15 protein-coding genes and 1 tRNA gene are annotated in these 17,425 nt (G+C 56.8%); 11 read left to right on the forward strand and 5 right to left on the reverse strand.

The genetic code is table 11. The features are described 5' to 3' along the window. The first annotated feature begins 83 nt into the window (after positions 1-83). A complete protein-coding gene (locus ACR0CE_RS02775; protein ID WP_480830821.1) occupies positions 84-752 on the forward strand; it encodes a Crp/Fnr family transcriptional regulator in 669 nt (222 codons plus the stop codon). Between the two features lie 99 nt (positions 753-851). On the opposite strand, the gene ACR0CE_RS02780 is transcribed toward ACR0CE_RS02775, so the two are convergent. After that, positions 852-1,940: an AI-2E family transporter gene (locus ACR0CE_RS02780; RefSeq protein ID WP_480830823.1), complete on the reverse strand. Its 1,089-nt coding sequence runs from the start codon at positions 1,938-1,940 to the stop codon at positions 852-854. 171 nt (positions 1,941-2,111) lie between these two features. Between ACR0CE_RS02780 and ACR0CE_RS02785 the strand changes: the two genes are divergently transcribed. From ACR0CE_RS02785 to ACR0CE_RS02795, 3 genes are all read left to right on the forward strand, one after another. Beyond that, positions 2,112-2,978: a YihY/virulence factor BrkB family protein gene (locus ACR0CE_RS02785; RefSeq protein ID WP_480472895.1), complete on the forward strand. Its 867-nt coding sequence runs from the start codon at positions 2,112-2,114 to the stop codon at positions 2,976-2,978. Further along, the gene (locus ACR0CE_RS02790) at positions 2,975-4,876 is read left to right on the forward strand and encodes a multiheme c-type cytochrome (RefSeq protein ID WP_480480829.1); all 1,902 of its coding nucleotides are present in this window, start codon (positions 2,975-2,977) and stop codon (positions 4,874-4,876) included. The genes ACR0CE_RS02785 and ACR0CE_RS02790 overlap by 4 nt, the downstream gene beginning before the upstream one ends. 87 nt (positions 4,877-4,963) lie before the next feature. Further along, complete coding sequence (locus ACR0CE_RS02795; protein WP_480480831.1) at positions 4,964-5,155, forward strand: hypothetical protein; 192 nt, start codon at positions 4,964-4,966, stop codon at positions 5,153-5,155. 2 nt (positions 5,156-5,157) lie between these two features. Here the strand turns inward: ACR0CE_RS02795 and ACR0CE_RS02800 are convergent, their stop codons facing one another. Then, positions 5,158-5,874, reverse strand: a complete 717-nt coding sequence (locus ACR0CE_RS02800) for an RlmE family RNA methyltransferase (RefSeq protein WP_267365935.1) — start codon at positions 5,872-5,874, stop codon at positions 5,158-5,160. After that, positions 5,874-6,986 carry a Ppx/GppA phosphatase family protein gene (locus tag ACR0CE_RS02805; RefSeq protein ID WP_267365936.1) on the reverse strand — a complete coding sequence of 371 codons (1,113 nt, stop codon included), beginning with the start codon at positions 6,984-6,986 and terminating at the stop codon, positions 5,874-5,876. Before ACR0CE_RS02805 ends, ACR0CE_RS02800 begins: the two co-directional genes overlap by 1 nt. A 178-nt stretch (positions 6,987-7,164) precedes the next feature. Here ACR0CE_RS02805 and ACR0CE_RS02810 point away from each other — a divergent pair, with 178 nt between their 5' ends. The 7 genes from ACR0CE_RS02810 (at position 7,165) to ACR0CE_RS02840 (ending at position 14,493) form a co-directional block, all read left to right on the forward strand. Next, on the forward strand, positions 7,165-9,051 hold the full coding sequence (locus ACR0CE_RS02810; protein WP_480830825.1) for a PhoX family protein: 1,887 nt from the start codon (positions 7,165-7,167) through the stop codon (positions 9,049-9,051). Between the two features lie 248 nt (positions 9,052-9,299). Beyond that, on the forward strand, positions 9,300-9,596 hold the full coding sequence (locus tag ACR0CE_RS02815) for a virulence factor (RefSeq protein ID WP_209503861.1): 297 nt from the start codon (positions 9,300-9,302) through the stop codon (positions 9,594-9,596). 25 nt (positions 9,597-9,621) lie between these two features. Beyond that, positions 9,622-10,548, forward strand: a complete 927-nt coding sequence (locus ACR0CE_RS02820; RefSeq protein ID WP_267365938.1) for a methylenetetrahydrofolate reductase — start codon at positions 9,622-9,624, stop codon at positions 10,546-10,548. A 9-nt stretch (positions 10,549-10,557) separates the two neighbouring features. Further along, positions 10,558-11,613: a methyltetrahydrofolate cobalamin methyltransferase gene (locus ACR0CE_RS02825; RefSeq protein WP_480830826.1), complete on the forward strand. Its 1,056-nt coding sequence runs from the start codon at positions 10,558-10,560 to the stop codon at positions 11,611-11,613. 126 nt (positions 11,614-11,739) lie between these two features. Next, the gene (locus ACR0CE_RS02830; protein WP_480830828.1) at positions 11,740-12,567 is read left to right on the forward strand and encodes a polyphosphate kinase 2 family protein; all 828 of its coding nucleotides are present in this window, start codon (positions 11,740-11,742) and stop codon (positions 12,565-12,567) included. 69 nt (positions 12,568-12,636) lie between these two features. Beyond that, positions 12,637-12,710 (forward strand) — tRNA-Gly (locus ACR0CE_RS02835). Between the two features lie 190 nt (positions 12,711-12,900). Next, positions 12,901-14,493 (forward strand): trypsin-like peptidase domain-containing protein, encoded by a 1,593-nt coding sequence (locus tag ACR0CE_RS02840; RefSeq protein ID WP_480830829.1) that lies wholly within the window; start codon positions 12,901-12,903, stop codon positions 14,491-14,493. Here the strand turns inward: ACR0CE_RS02840 and ACR0CE_RS02845 are convergent, their stop codons facing one another. Then, positions 14,494-16,110, reverse strand: coding sequence for an MFS transporter (locus tag ACR0CE_RS02845; RefSeq protein WP_480830831.1), 1,617 nt, complete (start codon positions 16,108-16,110; stop codon positions 14,494-14,496). 48 nt (positions 16,111-16,158) lie between these two features. Next, complete coding sequence (locus ACR0CE_RS02850; protein WP_480830833.1) at positions 16,159-17,379, reverse strand: APC family permease; 1,221 nt, start codon at positions 17,377-17,379, stop codon at positions 16,159-16,161. Positions 17,380-17,425 lie beyond the last annotated feature (46 nt).

Below are 17,425 nucleotides of genomic sequence, written 5' to 3' on the forward strand. Positions count from 1 at the left end.
AATCGAACGTTTCCAGCATAGGTCAGTTCTTGCGTCGGAAACTCATCATATGATTATATCTCAAAGTACAAATGTGAAACAAAATGAATAATCTGACGCTATTAAGAAACACCGGATGGTTCAGTGAACGCTCTTCAGAGTTTCAGGCCGATTTGGCAGCCCTTGGCATAGCGAAATCGGTAGAAGCAGGAGAGACGCTGTACCACTACGGTGATCCGGCAAATGGAATCTACGCGATTCTCAGCGGTGGTGTGCAGATAACGGCCCCCGCGGATGACGGTCAGGAGTTTGTTTTGCACCGCGATGGCGCTGGGTTCTGGATTGGCGATCTTGCATTGTTTGCAGGTGCACTGCGTCTGGTCAGTGTTGTCACGACGCAAGCCACTCAAGCCTTGTTTTTCCCTAACCTGAGCATCTCGCGGTTGATTCAGAACAATCCTGACTACATCCGGGATTTCTATGCGTTAACGCATGAGAATATGCGGACCGCTTTGCGCATCATGGCAAATCTGGCCGTGACGGGAACGGAAAAGCGGCTGGTTTTGCGGTTGCTTCACTTGGACGAAGGAACCTCGAAAACCGAGGGCTGGATTGATGTTTCCCAAGACGATCTGGCGGCGATGATTGCTGTATCGCAGCCGACTTTGCACAGGAACCTTCACCGGCTTGTGGATTTGGGGTTAATCGAACTGGGGTATGGCCGGGTTCGACTGCTGGATCGGGGCGCATTGATAGCCAGTTGTCAGACCTGAGGTTTCGGGTAGCGACACCGGCATGCGGTCCAACATACGCGGACAGGCTGGCCGCTGCGTACGGCACCCGACGAACTTAAGCCTACGCCACGCCGCGGTTCAGTTTTTCGCACGCGCCTGACTGTCCTCCTCGCCCAATTGGCCGTCCAGAGACATCAGGATTGCAACCGGGCGCAAAGCGGGGATGTGGCTGAACACGATCAGGATGCAGACCGTCAGCGGTACGCTGAGGAAAGCACCGATCAGGCCCCAGACAGTTGTCCAAAAGGTCAACGCCAGAATGACAAGGAATGTCGACATGTTCAGCGAACGGCCCAGCATGGCCGGATCAAGGAAGTTACCGATCAGGAATTGAAGGGTGCCGCACCCAAACAAGATGATCAGAAACGGTACGATCGTATCAAACTGAACAAGCGCGATCATGGCTGGGAAAAACACCGCTATGATCGACCCGATCGAAGGAATGAAGTTCAAAGCAAAGGTCAAAACGGCCCAGGTTTCCGCATATTCCAAACCAAGGGCCCTGAATACAAAATAACTGATGCCCGCTGTGATCAGGCTGATTAGTGTCTTTACCCCAACATATCGTTGCAGGCTGATCGATATGGCATCAAGCATGGTCGCAAAATCTGCGCCGGTTTGGGGGTCGCCAGCCGCAAGTTGAATTTTCTTGCGAAAGGCCAGACGCTCGGCCATCAGGAACGCGACATAGAGGCTGATCAGAAAGAACTGGTTCAGTAGGGACGTAGCGCTGCCCAGCAACAGGCGTGCGACATAGGTCATGTCGATGCTGACCAGATTGTCGCGGATGAAAGTGGTGACGTCGTTGCCGACAAGACCGGTTATGCGCTCAACCGCCCCGTCGAACTGGTTTTCGTATGTGCTGACGGACCGTGCAAACTGCGTTGCCTGACTGCCCAGCACGTACATGATCATGAACAAACCCGCCAGAACGATGGTCACACCAGCGATATTTGCCAGCCAGACTGGAGCGCGGGTTAGCGCGACGACGCGGTCGCTCAGCGCAATGATCAGAACGTTGACCAGCAGCGCCATGGCAAGCGGGATCAGGAAGTTCGCCCCAGCATAAAGCCCCAACACTATCAGCGTCGCGATAATGCAGGTGTCGCGGACAACAGACAGTTTTAGCCTGGGGCGAGCCGTGAAATCTTCCTGATCCGGGATCATTCAGTATCCTGTTTATCTGTTCTTACGCAGGCTGGTGATCGCCCCGCTTTTTCCAATCCTGCACCTGCAATCCGTTTTTAGCAATGCAGTCAGCCGTTTGCAGATCGGCATTTGTCACTTTGATACCGATGACGGGTTCTGTGTTTTATTTCGGCAGGTTAGGGTTGCAGGATGACAAAGCCCACGATTCCCCCGTTTGGCCGCCCGCTTCAGGCACTGTGGCTGGCACTTCGCCGGTTCGTCAGGAAAAACGGACCTGTCATGAGCAGCCACGTCGCCATGTCGCTGATGATGGCCCTGTTTCCCTTTGTGTTGTTCACCGTGGCGCTGGCCGGGGCATTGTCGCAGGACTATGTCACTGATGAGTTGATTGATCTGCTGTTCGGGGCATGGCCCAAGGATGTTGCGGACCCTATCGTGGCCGAATTGCGTGCCGTTCTGGCCGGGGCAGGGTCGGGTGTGATTACGCTGGGTGGCTTACTTGCGATCTACTTTGCCTCCAACGGGGTTGCCGCAGTTCGCGCTGCGATGAATCAGGCCTATCACGATCAGGACAGTTGGCCTTTTTGGAAGACCCGGCTTTTGTGTCTGGTTCTGGTTATCCTTGGCGGTTCGGCAATCCTTGTTATTGCAACGGTCGAGGTGGTCTTGCCGGTCTACACGAAACTGGTGGCAGAGCATACCGAAGCTCCGGTAGCGGACTGGCTGTCCGTAGATCGCCTGCGGTGGACGTTTACCGTGGCCGTTCCGGCAGGCACCGTCCTGCTGGCTCATCTAATCCTGCCAACCCGCAGGCACAGCCTGACCCAGATCCTGCCCGGCGTCATACTGACATTGGTTTTGTGGGCAGCTGGCGGATGGGCATTTTCAGTCTATATCAGCCAGTTCGCCACCTACAGTGCCACATATGCGGGTTTGGCCGGGGCAATGGCTGCGCTGATCTTCCTGTATCTGTGTTCTGCGATGCTGATCCTTGGCGCTGAATACAACGGCGCATTAATCGACCTTCGGAACGCCGCTGAAGGAGATATGGCATGAGATTTGCCATTCTGGCGGCTTGCTTAACCCTCGCAAGTGAAGGGCAGGCGCAGTCACTGGAATATGTCGGGTCGGATCAATGTTCGGACTGCCATCAACGCGAGGCCGAGGCATGGGCTTCGTCTCATCATGCCTTGGCCTGGACGGAAGTTGGCGACGGCCATCTGGTCGCCGATTTCGATGGAACCCGGTTCGTGCAGAACGGGATGACGGTTGAATTTACTAAACAGGCAGACAGGTTCACAGCTCGTGTAACTGAAAAAGACGGTGCGACGACGGCATATGATGTGCATTCCGTCGTTGGGATTACGCCTCTGCAACAATTTCTGTTTGAAACCGAACCGGGGCGGTTGCAAAGTTTTGATGTGGTCTGGGATACCGAGCAGAAGCGCTGGTATCACTTATACCCCGATCAGGATCTGCCGCCAGAAGACGGGCTGCACTGGACGGGCCCTTACAAGAACTGGAACGCGCGCTGCGCCGAATGTCACGCCACAGGGTTTGAAAAGAACTACGACGCGCAATCCAGAACATACTCTTCCCGACAGGCTGAGATTGGAGTTGGCTGCGAAGCTTGCCATGGACCGGGGTCGGCACATATCGATTGGACCAAAGGGCAGGGCGTTGCCGGGGGTCTGAGTGATAGAGGCTTTTCGATGAGCTGGGGCAAGGGCCAGACCGAGGCCGAGATCCAGCAATGCGCCGGATGTCATTCGCGGCGCGAGGCGCACGGCAACGGAAATCCTTTGCCGGGAACCCCGTATCATGATGCCTATAACCTGGCTGTGTTGCGGCCCGGTTCGTATCATCCGGACGGGCAAATACTTGATGAGGTCTACGTTTACGGCTCATTCCTGCAATCCAAAATGTATGCCCGAGGGGTCGGGTGTATGAACTGCCACGAGCCACACAGCGCGCAGTTGAAGGCCGAAGGCAACGGTATTTGCACGCAATGTCATTCCACGGCCGCAAACCCTGAATTCCCGACGCTAGCGAAACAGGAATACGATACCCCCAGTCACCATCATCACGTTATGGATAGCGCGGGTGCCCAGTGCAAAAGCTGCCACATGATCGAACGCACTTATATGGGAGTGGACGGTCGCCGGGATCACAGCTTTCGCGTGCCGCGACCGGATTTGGGATTAGGGGCTGATGCCTGCACTGATTGCCACCAGAATAAGGATCAGGTCTGGGCTGCCAGCCGGATCAAAGGGTGGTTTCCTGACACAGCCAATCGGGGCGCACATTTTGGTACGGTATTCAAAGCTGCTGCCGATGGTCAGTTGAATACGCCAGAGGGTTTGATTTCTGTCGCAACGGATCCCTCGCAACCCGCTATCGTGCGCGCAACAGCGGCGTATTTGCTGCAACCTTTTGGCTCGCCCGAAGTTGCCGCGCGCACAGCGCCACTGTTGCAGGAAGACGATCCGCTGATACGCGCAAATGCAGCAGCCTTGCAGCGTCAGGCGAGCCCTACGGATCGTGCGCAAAGGTTAGAGCCACTTTTGTCTGATCCTTTTCGCAACGTTCGCATTGCCGCCGCCAAGGAGTATCTGAGTATCCCTCCTCAAGCTCTGACGCCTCAGCAACAGGGTCTGGCCGGGCAGGGTATGGCCGAGTGGCAGGCGGCGATCTCGAACAGGCTGGATGCCCCTGAAACGCATCTGGTTCTGGGGGGCATGGCGTTGACGCTGCGCAACGCCCCGGCCGCCGAACGGGCCTTTCGCGAGGTTGTCGCGCTGGACCCTCAGCGCGCCGAAGCGTGGCCCATGGTGGTACAGCTGGCTCAGATCAACAGCGGCCCGGAAGCCGCACGTATCGCCTTACGCGAAGCCTTGATCAGGTTGCCCGATGACCCGGCCTTGCTGCAATTGTTGCAACAACTGGGCCCCTGATCCGGCACAGGCTTGCCCGATTTGTTCCATCTTCACGGCAAGATTTTACGCTAACAGCATTTCAGAACTGTTGTTTTGAGGTGATGCATGTCCACTGAGTCAACAAGACAGAAAGCAACCGGGCCGAACCCTGCTACGCTGGCGCAGCGCATTGAAGAGCTGCGCAATCGCGAGCCTGTATATGTTTCGCACGGGGATACTCTGATGTTGCAGGGTATGGCGGCCACGTCGTTGCGTGAACAACGTCTGACCGGAAACCGTATCCGTTTGGAAGATTAAGTTCAGCCGCGAAACCCGGTTGCTATAACGAATTTCTCGGAGCTGTCCGAACGGGATGCGGGCGGTTTCACATGCGCCACTTTCTGAAATTTCTGCTTCAGAAGTTTTTGCAAATCGCCCTCGGCGCCGCCAGCAAGAACCTTGGCTACAAATGTGCCACCTTCTTCCAGCACGTCAAAGGCGAAATGGGCCGCAGTTTCACACAGCGCGATGATCCGCAGATGGTCGGTCTGCTTGTGACCCGAGGACGCTGCGGCCATGTCCGACATTACAACATCCGCCTTGCCACCCAGCCAGTCCTTGACCTTCTGGTCGGCGTCATCCTCCATGAAGTCCAGCACATGGGTATCGGCACCCGCAACCGGTTCGACTTCCTGTAAGTCGATGCCCAGCACCGTTCCGATCCGTTTCCCCGATTTTTCACCAAGCGCGTTTACCCGTTTGACTGCAACCTGGCACCAGCCACCGGGTGCGCATCCCAGATCAACAACCCGTGCTCCGGGTACGAGAAAGCGGAACTTGTCGTCAAGTTCCATGATCTTATACGCGGCCCGCCCACGGTATCCTTCGGTCTGGGCGCGCTTGACATACGGGTCGTTCAATTGCCGTTCGAGCCAGCGGGTCGAACTCAGCTTGCGACCACGAGCGGTTTTTACCTTTACCTTCAGGTCACGTTGCCCGCGCCCCGAGTTGTTTTTGCCAGTTGGTGTCTTCGCCATCAGAACGGTCCGTCTTCCAGTACCCCGTCCGCGCTCATCTGTGCATAAAGCAGGCCCTCGCGCAGCCCCCGATCTGCCACGGAAAGGCGATCAGTGGGCCAACAGCGCAACAATGCCTGCAAAATGGCCGAGCCGGACATGATCAGGGCCTGCCGGTCTTCCCCAATCCGAGGATCCCGGCGGCGCCCATGAGGGCCGAGTTCTAAATACCCGCGTATCACTTTGTCAATCTGGTCACTGGTCATACGCAGCCCGTCAACTTTGGTCCGGTCATACCGCTTGAGCCCCAGATGCGATGCCGCAACCGTAGTGACAGTTCCGCTGGTGCCGACGATCTGAAAACCTTCACGGGTTTGTTCATCTTTGTAAGGTGCGAAATCGGCCAGGTTTTCTTCGAAAAACCAGCTCATTAACGCAAACCGCGCGGCGTCGTTTTCGACGTCATTGAACTGATCCCGCAACGTGGCAACACCCAGCGGCACGCTGATCCAGTCCACGACTTTTGCAGCCGGAAAAGGGCTGTCGACCGTGTGAAATCCGTTATGCAAACGCATGATCGCAGCCGGGCGGTCACGGCGAGGGACAGACGAAATGTCGATCCAGACCAGCTCGGTCGAACCGCCGCCAATATCGACAACCAACAGCTGTTCGGTCTTGGTGGACACCAGCGGGGCGCAGGAAATCACCGCCAAACGGGCTTCTTCTTCGGGTTGGATGATTTCAAGCGTCAGCCCGGTTTCGCGTTTGACCTGTCGGATGAATTCGCGGGAATTCTTGGCGCGGCGGCAGGCCTCGGTTGCGATCAGACGCATCCGTTTCACTTTGTTCCGTTTCAGCTTTTGCTGACAGATTCGCAGCGCTTGAACGGTGCGTGCCATCGACGCCCGCGACAGACGTCCGGTGCGTTCCAGACCCGCGCCCAGCTGCACGGACTTGGAGAAGCTGTCAACCACATGAAACCCGCTGCCCTTGGGCTGGGCTATCAACATGCGGCAACTATTTGTTCCCAAATCCAGAGCCGCATACAGGGCATCCGGATCGGGTCTTGCCGGCGCGGGGCTTTCGACCGCTTGCGGGAACGCGCCCGCACCTTTGGGACGCTTGGGCGCCATCGTAACGCCCTCCGATTTTCGAGTTGATTTGACCCTAGGCGGCGCATCGCCGACGTGCAAGCGATTTCCATTTCGAATTTAGTCTGGATGTCACACGCCGTTCATACTGAGGTGCGATTTGAACTTTGATCCCGGTTGAGGGATTCTTGATCGCAATTAGCCGCAGACGGAGCCTGCCATGAAAGATGAACGTGTCCTGACCTTTGACGAATTCGATGAAGTGGTGAATCCGCGCCCAGAGGTATGTGAGTTTGACCGCGTCGTTGAGCGTGCCTTATCACGTCGTGGGTTTCTGGGCGGCGTATTGGCGATGGGAAGTTTCACGGCGTTGGGTGGGGCGCTGCTTCCGACTGGTGTACGTGCAGCCGCAGATCGCTTTGCGTTCGAGGCGATTCCGGCGTCAACTGCCGATGACGTCATCGTGCCGCCGGGCTACCAGGCCGAGGTGATGGTGCGCTGGGGTGATCCGCTTTGGTCTGATGCGCCCGAATTCGATCCGGCCACCCGTGGAACTGCCGCCAGTCAGGAACGTGCATTCGGTGATAACACCGACGGTCAGGATGTGTTTCTGCACGAGGGTCACGTTCTGCTGGTTGTGAACAACGAATACACCAATCGTGACATCCTTTGGGGCAACAATCCGGACGCCAAGGCCGCCTCGGATGACGATGTTGCCAAAGGCATGATGGCGCATGGTGTGACGGTGGTCGAGATTGCTGCTACCGACGGCAAATGGGGCATCGTCAAGGATAGCCCGTATAACCGCCGCGTCACGCCGCAGACAGACATGTCGCTGACCGGCCCTGCCGCGGGCCATGATCTGTTGAAAACTGCCGCTGATCCGACAGGCACCACCTCTAAGGGCACCTGGAACAACTGTGGCAACGGCATGACCCCATGGGGGACGTATTTGGCCTGTGAAGAGAATTTTAACGGTTACTTCTCGGCTGAGGACGAAAACCATGAAGTCAGCGCCGAACTTCAGCGCTACGGCGTTTCGTCTAAGGATTGGGGATACGGATGGGCCGGAATTGACGAGCGTTTCGATGTCTCGAAAAACCCTAACGAGCCGAACCGCGCAGGCTATGTAGTCGAAATCGATCCAACCGATCCGGCCTCGATCCCTCGCAAGCTGACCGCGCTCGGTCGGTTCAAGCATGAAAACGCCGAGGCCATTGTGAACAATGACGGTCGTGTCGTTGTCTACATGGGCGATGATGAACGGGGTGAGTTCCTGTATCGCTTCGTCTCGGAAGGTGTTTATGCCGCTGGTGTGGATACGAATGCGCTGCTTGAGAACGGTACGTTGTCGGTTGCAAAGTTCAACGACGACGGGACTGGTGAGTGGCTGGACCTGACCCCCGAAACAACTGGTATGACGTCGCAGGCCGAAATCTGCATCCATACGCGGCAAGCTGCGTCGGCCGTGGGCGCGACCACTATGGATCGCCCGGAATGGGTTGCGGCCAATCCGAACGCGCCCGAGGTCTATTGCTGCCTGACCAACAACAAGAACCGCGGTGTCAAACCGAATGCCGGTGGCGACGACACTTCGGTCAACGGGCCGAATCCGCGCGAGGCGAACAAATACGGTCAGATCGTGCGCTGGCGTCCTGAAGGCGGAGACCATGGCGCATCGGGTTTCGAATGGGACCTATATGTACTGGCCGGAAACCCGACCGTGCATCAGGATGCTTATGGCGGCTCGGACAATGTCAACGCCGACAATATGTTCAACTCGCCTGACGGTTTGAAGTTTGACAGCAACGGTCTGCTGTGGATCCAGACCGACGGCAAATACAGCAACGAGGGCGACTTCGAAGGGCAGGGGAACAACCAGATGCTGGCAGGCGACCCCGTTACCGGTGAAATCCGTCGTTTTCTGGTTGGCCCGAACGAGTGTGAGATCACTGGCCTCAGCTGGTCGCCGGATCGCCGCACCATGTTTGTTGGTATTCAGCACCCCGGTGAAGACGGCAATAGCCACTGGCCCGACGGTGGAAACTCGGTTCCTCGTTCTGCCATCATTGCGGTTTCTCGTGAAGACGGCGGGCTGGTCGGTTAACCCCGGCAAGACGTGTTGAAACAAGCCTCGGGCGGGTCATGCTGTCCGGGGCTTTTGTTCATTATGCAGCGCTCTCATAGTGACAATGAGAATTTTGGTATGCGTTTTCGCCGCGAGACGGGTTAAAACCCCGCCACGCCACCGTGGGCGAAAACGTCGCTTGAAAAGCGCCGGGTGTCGAAAATCGACCGACCCATCCCCACATTGAAGTTTAGAACCGGCCCATCGGGTTAGGAGGAATCACAGTAATGCCTGACGTCACCATCGTGTACTGGCGCGACATTCCCGCTCAGGTCATCGTCGGCAAAGGCCGTCGCGGCGCGAAGCGGCAATTGGAAGAACGGTTCGAGCAAGCCATCGACCGCGCCGCCATGAAGGTAAACGCCAAGGACAGTGATGCCTATCTGGCCGAATGGCGCAAGGCCGAGCCTTTTGCGGTTGATGGCGACCCGGCAGAAGTAGCCGAGGCCGAGGCCCTGCGTCTGGAAAAGGAATACGATCAGGACCGCATCAAAGCGCTGATCGCAAATGACGGTTGGGCATAAGCCCGGATCTTAATGGGAGGCCTCAATGGCTTTGCTGAACTTCAAGAAACGTGATGTGGTCGAAAACAGCCCTGTGAACCCGACCGTCGAAGCCTTCCTGCAAGGCTATTCGATCGAGGTCATGCCGCGGACCGCCGAAAAGGTCGAGGATTTCCGCGCGCTGCTGCCCGAAGGCACACGCGTCTACATTGCCCATATCGAAGGCACCCCGATTGAAGATATGGTCAAGACAGCCAAGCGGATTGCAGCCGAAGGCTATCCTGTCATGCCCCACTTCCCGGCGCGGATCATCAAGGATGCGGCGACGTTGGAAAACTGGATCTCGATGTACCAGGGCGAGGCGGGCGTCGAACAGGCGCTGTTGCTGGCCGGTGGCGTGACAAAGCCGCATGGCGATTTCGACAGTTCCATGCAGCTGATGGAAACCGGTCTGTTCGACAAGGCAGGGTTCAAACGTCTTCATGTTGCCGGTCACCCCGAGGGGAACAAGGATATCGATCCCGATGGGTCCACCAAGAATGTCGATGACGCCCTGCGCTGGAAACAGAAATTCAACGAGACCACGGATGCCGAGATGGCGCTGGCAACCCAGTTTGCCTTCGATGCCAAACCGATCATCGCCTGGGCAGATAGTCTGAAAGAGGCGGGTATCGACCTGCCCATCCACATCGGTATCGCCGGTCCGGCCAAACTGCAGACCCTGATCAAGTTCGCAATTGCCTGCGGCGTCGGCCCGTCGCTGAAAGTTCTGCAAAAGCGCGCCATGGATGTGTCGAAGCTTCTGCTGCCCTATGAGCCGAATGATGTTGTGACTGAATTGGCCAACCACAAGGCGGCCAACCCGGATTTCAACATCACCAACGTGCACTTCTTCCCGCTGGGCGGGATCAAAACCAACGCCAACTGGGCGATCAATAATGGCGGCGCCTCGGCGCAGCCTGCAAACTCCTAAGGAACGGACATGACCCGTACAGTCGTAGAATCAAAAACAAAAACCGCCGTTCTGGGCTTTGACGAACCGTTCTGTGTGATCGGCGAGCGGATCAACCCGACCGGTCGGAAAAAGCTGGCGGCCGAGTTGGAGGCGGGCGACTTTTCGACCGTTGAAAAAGATGCTTTGGCTCAGGTAGCGGCTGGCGCGACCGTTCTGGATATCAATGCGGGCGTCGTCTACAACTCGAATCCCAACCCGAACGAGACCGAACCGCCGCTGATGCGCAAGATTGTCGAGCTGGTACAGGGTCTGGTCGAAGTTCCGCTGTGTATCGACTCGTCGGTTCCCGGTGCTCTGGAAGCGGGTCTTGAGGCGGCGGAAGGTCGCCCGCTGCTGAACTCGGTCACAGGTGAGGAAGAGCGCCTGGAACTGGTTCTGCCGCTGGTCAAAAAATACAATGTTCCTGTTGTGGCAATCTCGAACGACGACACAGGCATCTCGGAAGACCCCGATGTCCGTTTCGAAGTGGCCAAAAAGATCGTTGAACGTGCCGCTGATTTCGGCATCCCTGCGCACGACATCGTTGTTGATCCGCTGGTCATGCCGATCGGTGCGATGGCAACTGCCGGTCAGCAGGTGTTTGCTCTGGTCCGTCGCCTGCGCGAGGAGCTGGGCGTTAACACCACCTGTGGCGCGTCCAACATCTCGTTCGGTCTGCCGAACCGCCACGGCATCAACAATGCCTTCCTGCCGATGGCAATGGGTGCCGGCATGACCTCGGCGATCATGAACCCGGTGGCTCTGCCGGTGACGCAGGCAAAAATCGCCGAGAAAAAAGAAGCCGTTGCCGCAGCTGGCATCATCCTGCCCGAAGGCATGGATGACGAGACGTTCGTTCAGATGTTTGGCCTGGGCTCCACCAAGCCGCGCGCCGGTAAGGAGATGGAGGCCATCCGCGCCGCCAACCTGCTGACCAACAACGACCCGCATGGTGGGGAGTGGATCAGGTTCAACAAATCACCTGACGAGGCCGGTGGCGCAGCCGGTGGTCGTCGCGGCGGTGGCCGTCGTCGCCGCGCCTGATTACATCAACAAAGACAGCTAAGGCCGGGCACTGTGCCCGGCCTTTTTCGTTTGCCCCTGATCAATGTCGATTTTACGCAAGGGTTCAGGATATCCTGATCCGGGACGCAACGATCAGGTGGCACCATGCGCAAACATCACCCCCCGAACCTCTCAGAAGCGGAACTGACCAAGCGGTTGGGCAAAAAGGAGTATTTCGAGCAACTGATTGATCTTCAGGCCAAGCTGGCCAGGATTCAACAAGCGTATCTGTTTCACGGGCTCAAGGGTGTGCTGGTGTTCGAGGGTTGGGATGCGGCTGGCAAGGGGGGAACCATTCGTAGGATCAGCCAGGCTTTGGACCCGCGCAGCTTTAAGGTCTGGCCAATTGGGGCGCCCCGGAACTACTACCTCAACCGGCATTACCTGCTGCGGTTTTGGGAACGTTTGCCACCGTCCGGAGCGATATCCGCATTCGACCGCAGCTGGTACGGGCGCGTGTTGGTCGAGCGGATCGAGAACCTGACACCGGAAACACGCTGGCGCGCTGCTTATCAGGAAATCAACGATTTCGAACGCATGCTGGTCGACGATGGTGCCCGGATCGTCAAGCTGTTCTTCCACATCTCTGAAGATGAACAGATGCAGCGGTTTACTGAACGGCTAAGAAACCCGTTGAAGCGCTGGAAATTGACATACGAGGATTTCAGGAATCGCGAGAAATGGGATGATACCGAGATCGCCGTGGATGAAATGCTGGCCCGGACGTCGACCGATCTGGCACCGTGGCACGTGATACCGGCCAATAACAAAAGATACGCGCGCATCAGCGCCATGAAGGCCATTGTCAAAGCCTTTTCAGCCGGGGTCGATCTGAACCCGCAACATCTGGACAGCCGCACGCTTGAGGCGGCCATCCAGGCTTTGGATGTAGATGACTCGCTGATCGACAGTCTTCGTGCGCGGACCGAGTGACTTTTTCCGGGCAACCTGAAACGATCCGGCTTGCGTGTCAGGGAACTCTGGTTATATCTCAGGGGTGCGGCGGGTATGATGTAATGGTAGCCTGTCAGCTTCCCAAGCTGAACGCGCGGGTTCGATTCCCGCTACCCGCTCCAGAACTTTCAGGTCAGACGGCGATTTCCGGTGAAGGCCTGCTCCGGCAGGCATGGGGGTCGTATCGGGACGTTCCACCAAATTGACTTGTGCCTGTAGATATTTCCGGTTTTGGGCATCCCTCTCGCGATTGGTAGGATTCCGGGCGTCTTATGATAGAGTGACCCCATCACTGTTGAGCAGAGCCCAACTATGCGGGAAATGGATCAGATCGGCGCGAAAACGCACCAAGAGCCTTGCGCAGGTGATGTTCATGCCTTTCTGGAGAGCCTGACCGGCCCGTCCCGAGGAACTATTTCCTGGCTTGTCGACAGCGCATTGACTGTTTCTGTTGGCGAAGCCCGTGCGCTAGGCCTGCGCCTGAAAGACAACACACCACCCCATGACGAAGACATCGCAACGCTTCAGTGGTCCGAAAGGGGCTATGTGCTTAACGCGCTGGCAGGGCAAGACATCTGGGTCAATGGCCACAAGATCGTTTCGGCAACGTTGAAACATGGCGACATGATCGAGTTTGGCGAATTGGGCCCGATTTCCCGGTACCGTATTTGTACTCAGAGGTTTCCCATTCGTCATACGGTCGAAGATATCCTGAGTGACGCCTATGCCTATGCGCGGTCAAGTCGCCGGCCCTTTGCCCAAAGAATGTCGGGTGCGCTGCGTGAGAGTGGGCGACGGCTTGTTTCTCAAACCACTATGTTCTTCAGGATTACGGTGGTTGCCGCGATTGCGCTGATCGCAGGTCTGCTGTTCCTGCTTTATCAAAACGACCGGAGACTGGCCGACAGCCTGCAACAGGAAGCCCGCAAGATCGAAGCCGTGGCGGCCATGCTTAGCCAGACGCGGGAAGATGTGCTGACCCCAGAAGACCTTGTGGCGTTGAGGGATGCCTTTCAGAACCAACTGATATCAACCGAGCAGCGGTTGGGTACCCTTGAACAGCGCGCGGGGGCGTCCACCCGGGTTATCACCGCCTCTACTCAATCCGTGGCTTTCATTCAGGGCGCCTACGGATTACGTCATATCGAAAGCGGTAAACTGCTGCGCCATGTGTTGGGGCCAAACGGAGAGAAGTTGCAAACACCCTTCGGTCAACCCTGGATCGAACCGGAGGCAACAGGTGAGCCCGCGGAGTTCCAGTTCACCGGCACCGGGTTTCTGCTGGAGGGTACGCCGCTGTTGGCCACCAACCGCCACGTTGCCTTGCCCTGGACATCCGGCGACAAGGCTCAGGCGCTGAAAAACGCAGGTCTTGAGGCCGAGATGCTGCGGTTGCTGGCCTATCTGCCAGGTCAGGTCGACCCGATCGAGGCCACTTTGGACCGGTTCAGTGAGACCGCTGATCTGGCGCTTTTGTCGGTTGATCCAAACCGTATCGAGGGGCTGGGATTACGTCTGGCCGATGACCTTCCTCGCAGCGGTGACGAAGTCTTTCTTCTGGGGTATCCTACTGGCCTGAAAGCGTTAATTGCGCAGGCGGGGCCGGAATTTCTGAAAACGCTCGAGAAAGACGGGTCCGTCAATTTCTGGACGATCGCCGCACGGTTATCTGCGCAAAACCAGGTTCAACCTCTCGCCAGCCGAGGAATCGTGGCGCAGACAAGCCCGGGTGCAGTCGTTTACGACGCAGAAACAACGTCAGGAGGAAGCGGAGGGCCGGCCCTGAACCGCAAGGGAGAGGTGGTCGCGATTAACGCCGCGATCCTGCCAGAGTTCGGGGGTTCAAACATCGGGGTTCCGGTTTTGCACCTGAAAACCTTGCTGAATGAAACTGTCAGCCAGTAATCAATCACTGGTCTGGAACGGCGATTTTTGAACAAAGAATACGACCGTCAACGGAACGATCACGGAAGTCACGGCTACGGCGATCAACAGGTGTCCAAGTTGGCTGTAATCGGCAATCGATGTGACGACACCGGTTTCCGGGTCGGTTACCGCGCGCGACACCACGAAAATCTGGTTCATGTATTTCGTTGCCAAACTGCTGGCCGACAAGGCCATGTTGGTGAATGACGCCATGACGGCAAAGAAAGTTGCCTTCAGATGCACAGGAGCATTACGTGCGATCCAGGCCAGCATCGGAACCATCGCGATTTGACCCAGCGGAGATTCAACTGCGGTGTCGAGGATTGCAATGAACCTTGCGTCTACGATCCCGCCGGTATGCGCAGATGTCCATTCATGCACGCCGTAATACAGCGCAAGGTTGGGCAGGGCGAGGACCCCCGACGCTATGGTCAGAATGATGACGACCTGCGCAATCGAGCGGTTGGCCATAAACGGTCTCAGGACGATGAGCCCGACCAGTGCAAGCAGGGACGTCAGAAGCGCCAGGATTGCCAGGAACTGCTCGTCAAACCCCAACTCGTCGATTTCGAACCAGGTCAGCCCCGGCCCGGGCAGGGGAACCGCACGAAACACGAAAATGATTATCGCCGTACCAATCAGAGCCTTTGCCTGATTTGGGTTCAGTTCCTTCACCAAGCGCGACATCAGGTACAAGATCACACTCAGTGAGACTACAAAAATAGTTTCCTGGGCGAGTTGGAAATTCGATGTTCCCAACACGATACTCAGTACAACAAAGGCGAGACCGCCCAACAGGATTGGCCATTTGACCTCGGTGGTTTCGTCAGGGTTATGCGGGGGATGACCTAGGCGAAGATGTTGACGCTGTATCAAACCGTGCAAAACCACACCGCTGACGGACAACAGGGGAATGACAAGCGCGATCAGATAGACGTTGCCATACAATGCAAGACGGTCTGATTTCTGCATGCCCTCGGTTCCCGAGAACACCCAGATATTGACCGCGGCTACGGCTGCAAATCCCGAGAAAATGGCGATCCTGCCCAGTGTTTGCATTGTTGTATGCTGCGCACGGGTTTCCTCGGGCGAAAACGGCTGCCCGTCGGGATTGATCTTTGGAACGGCCTCGACCGTCATCGCGTCGGCGACGACATCCTGAATGGCATAGCCGGAAGGCGCCAAGAGCAGGGCAATGATATACCAGTGTTCCAGCGGTATGACATCAACCATATGTCCGGGAAAGGCCACAAGCCCGTACATGGTGAGCAGGGACAAGGTGATCAGGGTTGCCCCCAATAGGATCAGCAATGACTTCCACCGCCAAAACAGATCAACAATATGACCCAGTGGCATTTTCAAGATCCAGGGAAGCCCGGCCCAAAACGCCAGCCCGGCAACAAAGGAAGCGGATAGGTTAAGATAGTCCTTAAGAAAAAAGGCGCCGACGACCGATGTCAGGCCAGAAACCCCGGCGGCAAAGTAGACCATGAGCGGTGGCAGGTAGGACCATCGCATCTGTCGCGCCAGATCAACAAAGGTTCTATGCCACCATGCAGAAAACGGCGCTCCTGTAGAAGGTTGGTCAGTGGTCATGTTCACGTAAATCGCATCGCAGGATTTCCTTGACCCAATGATACAGGCTTACAGAAACGCGGACGCAAAAAGCAACAAACTGGTCACCACCCCAAAGAGGGGAACAACAAGAGGCACGCGGAACTGCGGTTCATCGGTTTCAGCCCGGGTCTTCAAAAGGATCAGTGAAAGATTGACCAGCACAAAGACCCCCAGAACAATTTGCGACGTGCGCTCGGCCAGAATGGCGATTGGAAGCGTTTGGGTCAGCAACAGGATTATCGCCGTGACCATGACTGTCGCCACCGTTGGCGTCTGAGTGACCTGAGATACCGTAGCCAGAAACTTAGGCAAATGATCCCGATCCGCGAGCCCGTAAATCACGCGGGATGCCATGATCATCTGGATCAGAACACCATTGATCGTGGCTACGATGGCAATGGCCGAAAACCCCTGCTGGATAACCTCGGGCGCGTCCGTAAAAATCAGGGCCAGCGGAGCGGCGGACGTCGAAAGGACATTGATCGGCACCACATACAGAACAGTCATGGACGTGCCAAGATACAAGACCGTGGCCAGAATAAGCGTCAACAGGATCGCTTTCGGGATTGTTCCGGCGGGGTCTTTAACTTCTTCAGCGACATTCGCCATGTCCTCGAAACCGACAAAGGCGAAAAACGCCAGAAGCGAAGCGGCAAAAATCCCTCTCCAAGCGTTTGGGTCCAGCCCGGGAACCATCTGGGTGAGGGCATAGCCCTGAGGGTCTGGAAGGGACAGGCCCCAACTAATAACGACAAGTAGCCCGCTGATTTCTATGATGGTAATGACTGCCGCCACCATTACCGACTGCGTGATCCCCCATAGTGCGGTCAGCCCCATGACCAGAACAACACCGATTGTCAGACTTGAAATGCCTAAACCTGTAAGCGTTTGAAGGTACGACGCGGCCCCGATAGCCACGGCCGAGGCCGAGATGATGCCCGAGGCGGCCACCGCGAGGCCAACCAGAACGGCCATCCAGCTTTTCTGAAACCCTGCTTCGACATAAGCGGCTTCACCCGCACTCACAGGATATCGGGTTGCCAATTCTGCGTAAGACAGGGCAGTCAGCGCAACAACAAGTGCAGCAATCAGGAACGAAACAGCGGCAAATGGGCCCGCAATCCCGGCCGTCGCACCAACAAGCACGTAAATTCCGGCTCCAACGGTAACTCCAAGCCCATAGAGCGTGAGCAGCGGGGTCGTCAGCGCCCGCCGCAGCTTTGGTGTCTTTTGTTCAACGATGGACATCATCTATCCGCCAATTGCTTCGCTCCGCGTGTCTTAAGTTGGCTTC

Source organism: Ruegeria sp. L11, assembly GCF_056531755.1.

Coding starts and splice junctions, on each gene's coding strand:
- ACR0CE_RS02775 (WP_480830821.1), top strand. CDS start 84: ATGAATAATCTGACGCTATTAAGAAACACCGGATGGTTCAGTGAACGC.
- ACR0CE_RS02780 (WP_480830823.1), bottom strand. CDS start 1,940: ATGATCCCGGATCAGGAAGATTTCACGGCTCGCCCCAGGCTAAAACTG.
- ACR0CE_RS02785 (WP_480472895.1), top strand. CDS start 2,112: ATGACAAAGCCCACGATTCCCCCGTTTGGCCGCCCGCTTCAGGCACTG.
- ACR0CE_RS02790 (WP_480480829.1), top strand. CDS start 2,975: ATGAGATTTGCCATTCTGGCGGCTTGCTTAACCCTCGCAAGTGAAGGG.
- ACR0CE_RS02795 (WP_480480831.1), top strand. CDS start 4,964: ATGTCCACTGAGTCAACAAGACAGAAAGCAACCGGGCCGAACCCTGCT.
- ACR0CE_RS02800 (WP_267365935.1), bottom strand. CDS start 5,874: ATGGCGAAGACACCAACTGGCAAAAACAACTCGGGGCGCGGGCAACGT.
- ACR0CE_RS02805 (WP_267365936.1), bottom strand. CDS start 6,986: ATGGCGCCCAAGCGTCCCAAAGGTGCGGGCGCGTTCCCGCAAGCGGTC.
- ACR0CE_RS02810 (WP_480830825.1), top strand. CDS start 7,165: ATGAAAGATGAACGTGTCCTGACCTTTGACGAATTCGATGAAGTGGTG.
- ACR0CE_RS02815 (WP_209503861.1), top strand. CDS start 9,300: ATGCCTGACGTCACCATCGTGTACTGGCGCGACATTCCCGCTCAGGTC.
- ACR0CE_RS02820 (WP_267365938.1), top strand. CDS start 9,622: ATGGCTTTGCTGAACTTCAAGAAACGTGATGTGGTCGAAAACAGCCCT.
- ACR0CE_RS02825 (WP_480830826.1), top strand. CDS start 10,558: ATGACCCGTACAGTCGTAGAATCAAAAACAAAAACCGCCGTTCTGGGC.
- ACR0CE_RS02830 (WP_480830828.1), top strand. CDS start 11,740: ATGCGCAAACATCACCCCCCGAACCTCTCAGAAGCGGAACTGACCAAG.
- ACR0CE_RS02840 (WP_480830829.1), top strand. CDS start 12,901: ATGCGGGAAATGGATCAGATCGGCGCGAAAACGCACCAAGAGCCTTGC.
- ACR0CE_RS02845 (WP_480830831.1), bottom strand. CDS start 16,110: ATGACCACTGACCAACCTTCTACAGGAGCGCCGTTTTCTGCATGGTGG.
- ACR0CE_RS02850 (WP_480830833.1), bottom strand. CDS start 17,379: ATGTCCATCGTTGAACAAAAGACACCAAAGCTGCGGCGGGCGCTGACG.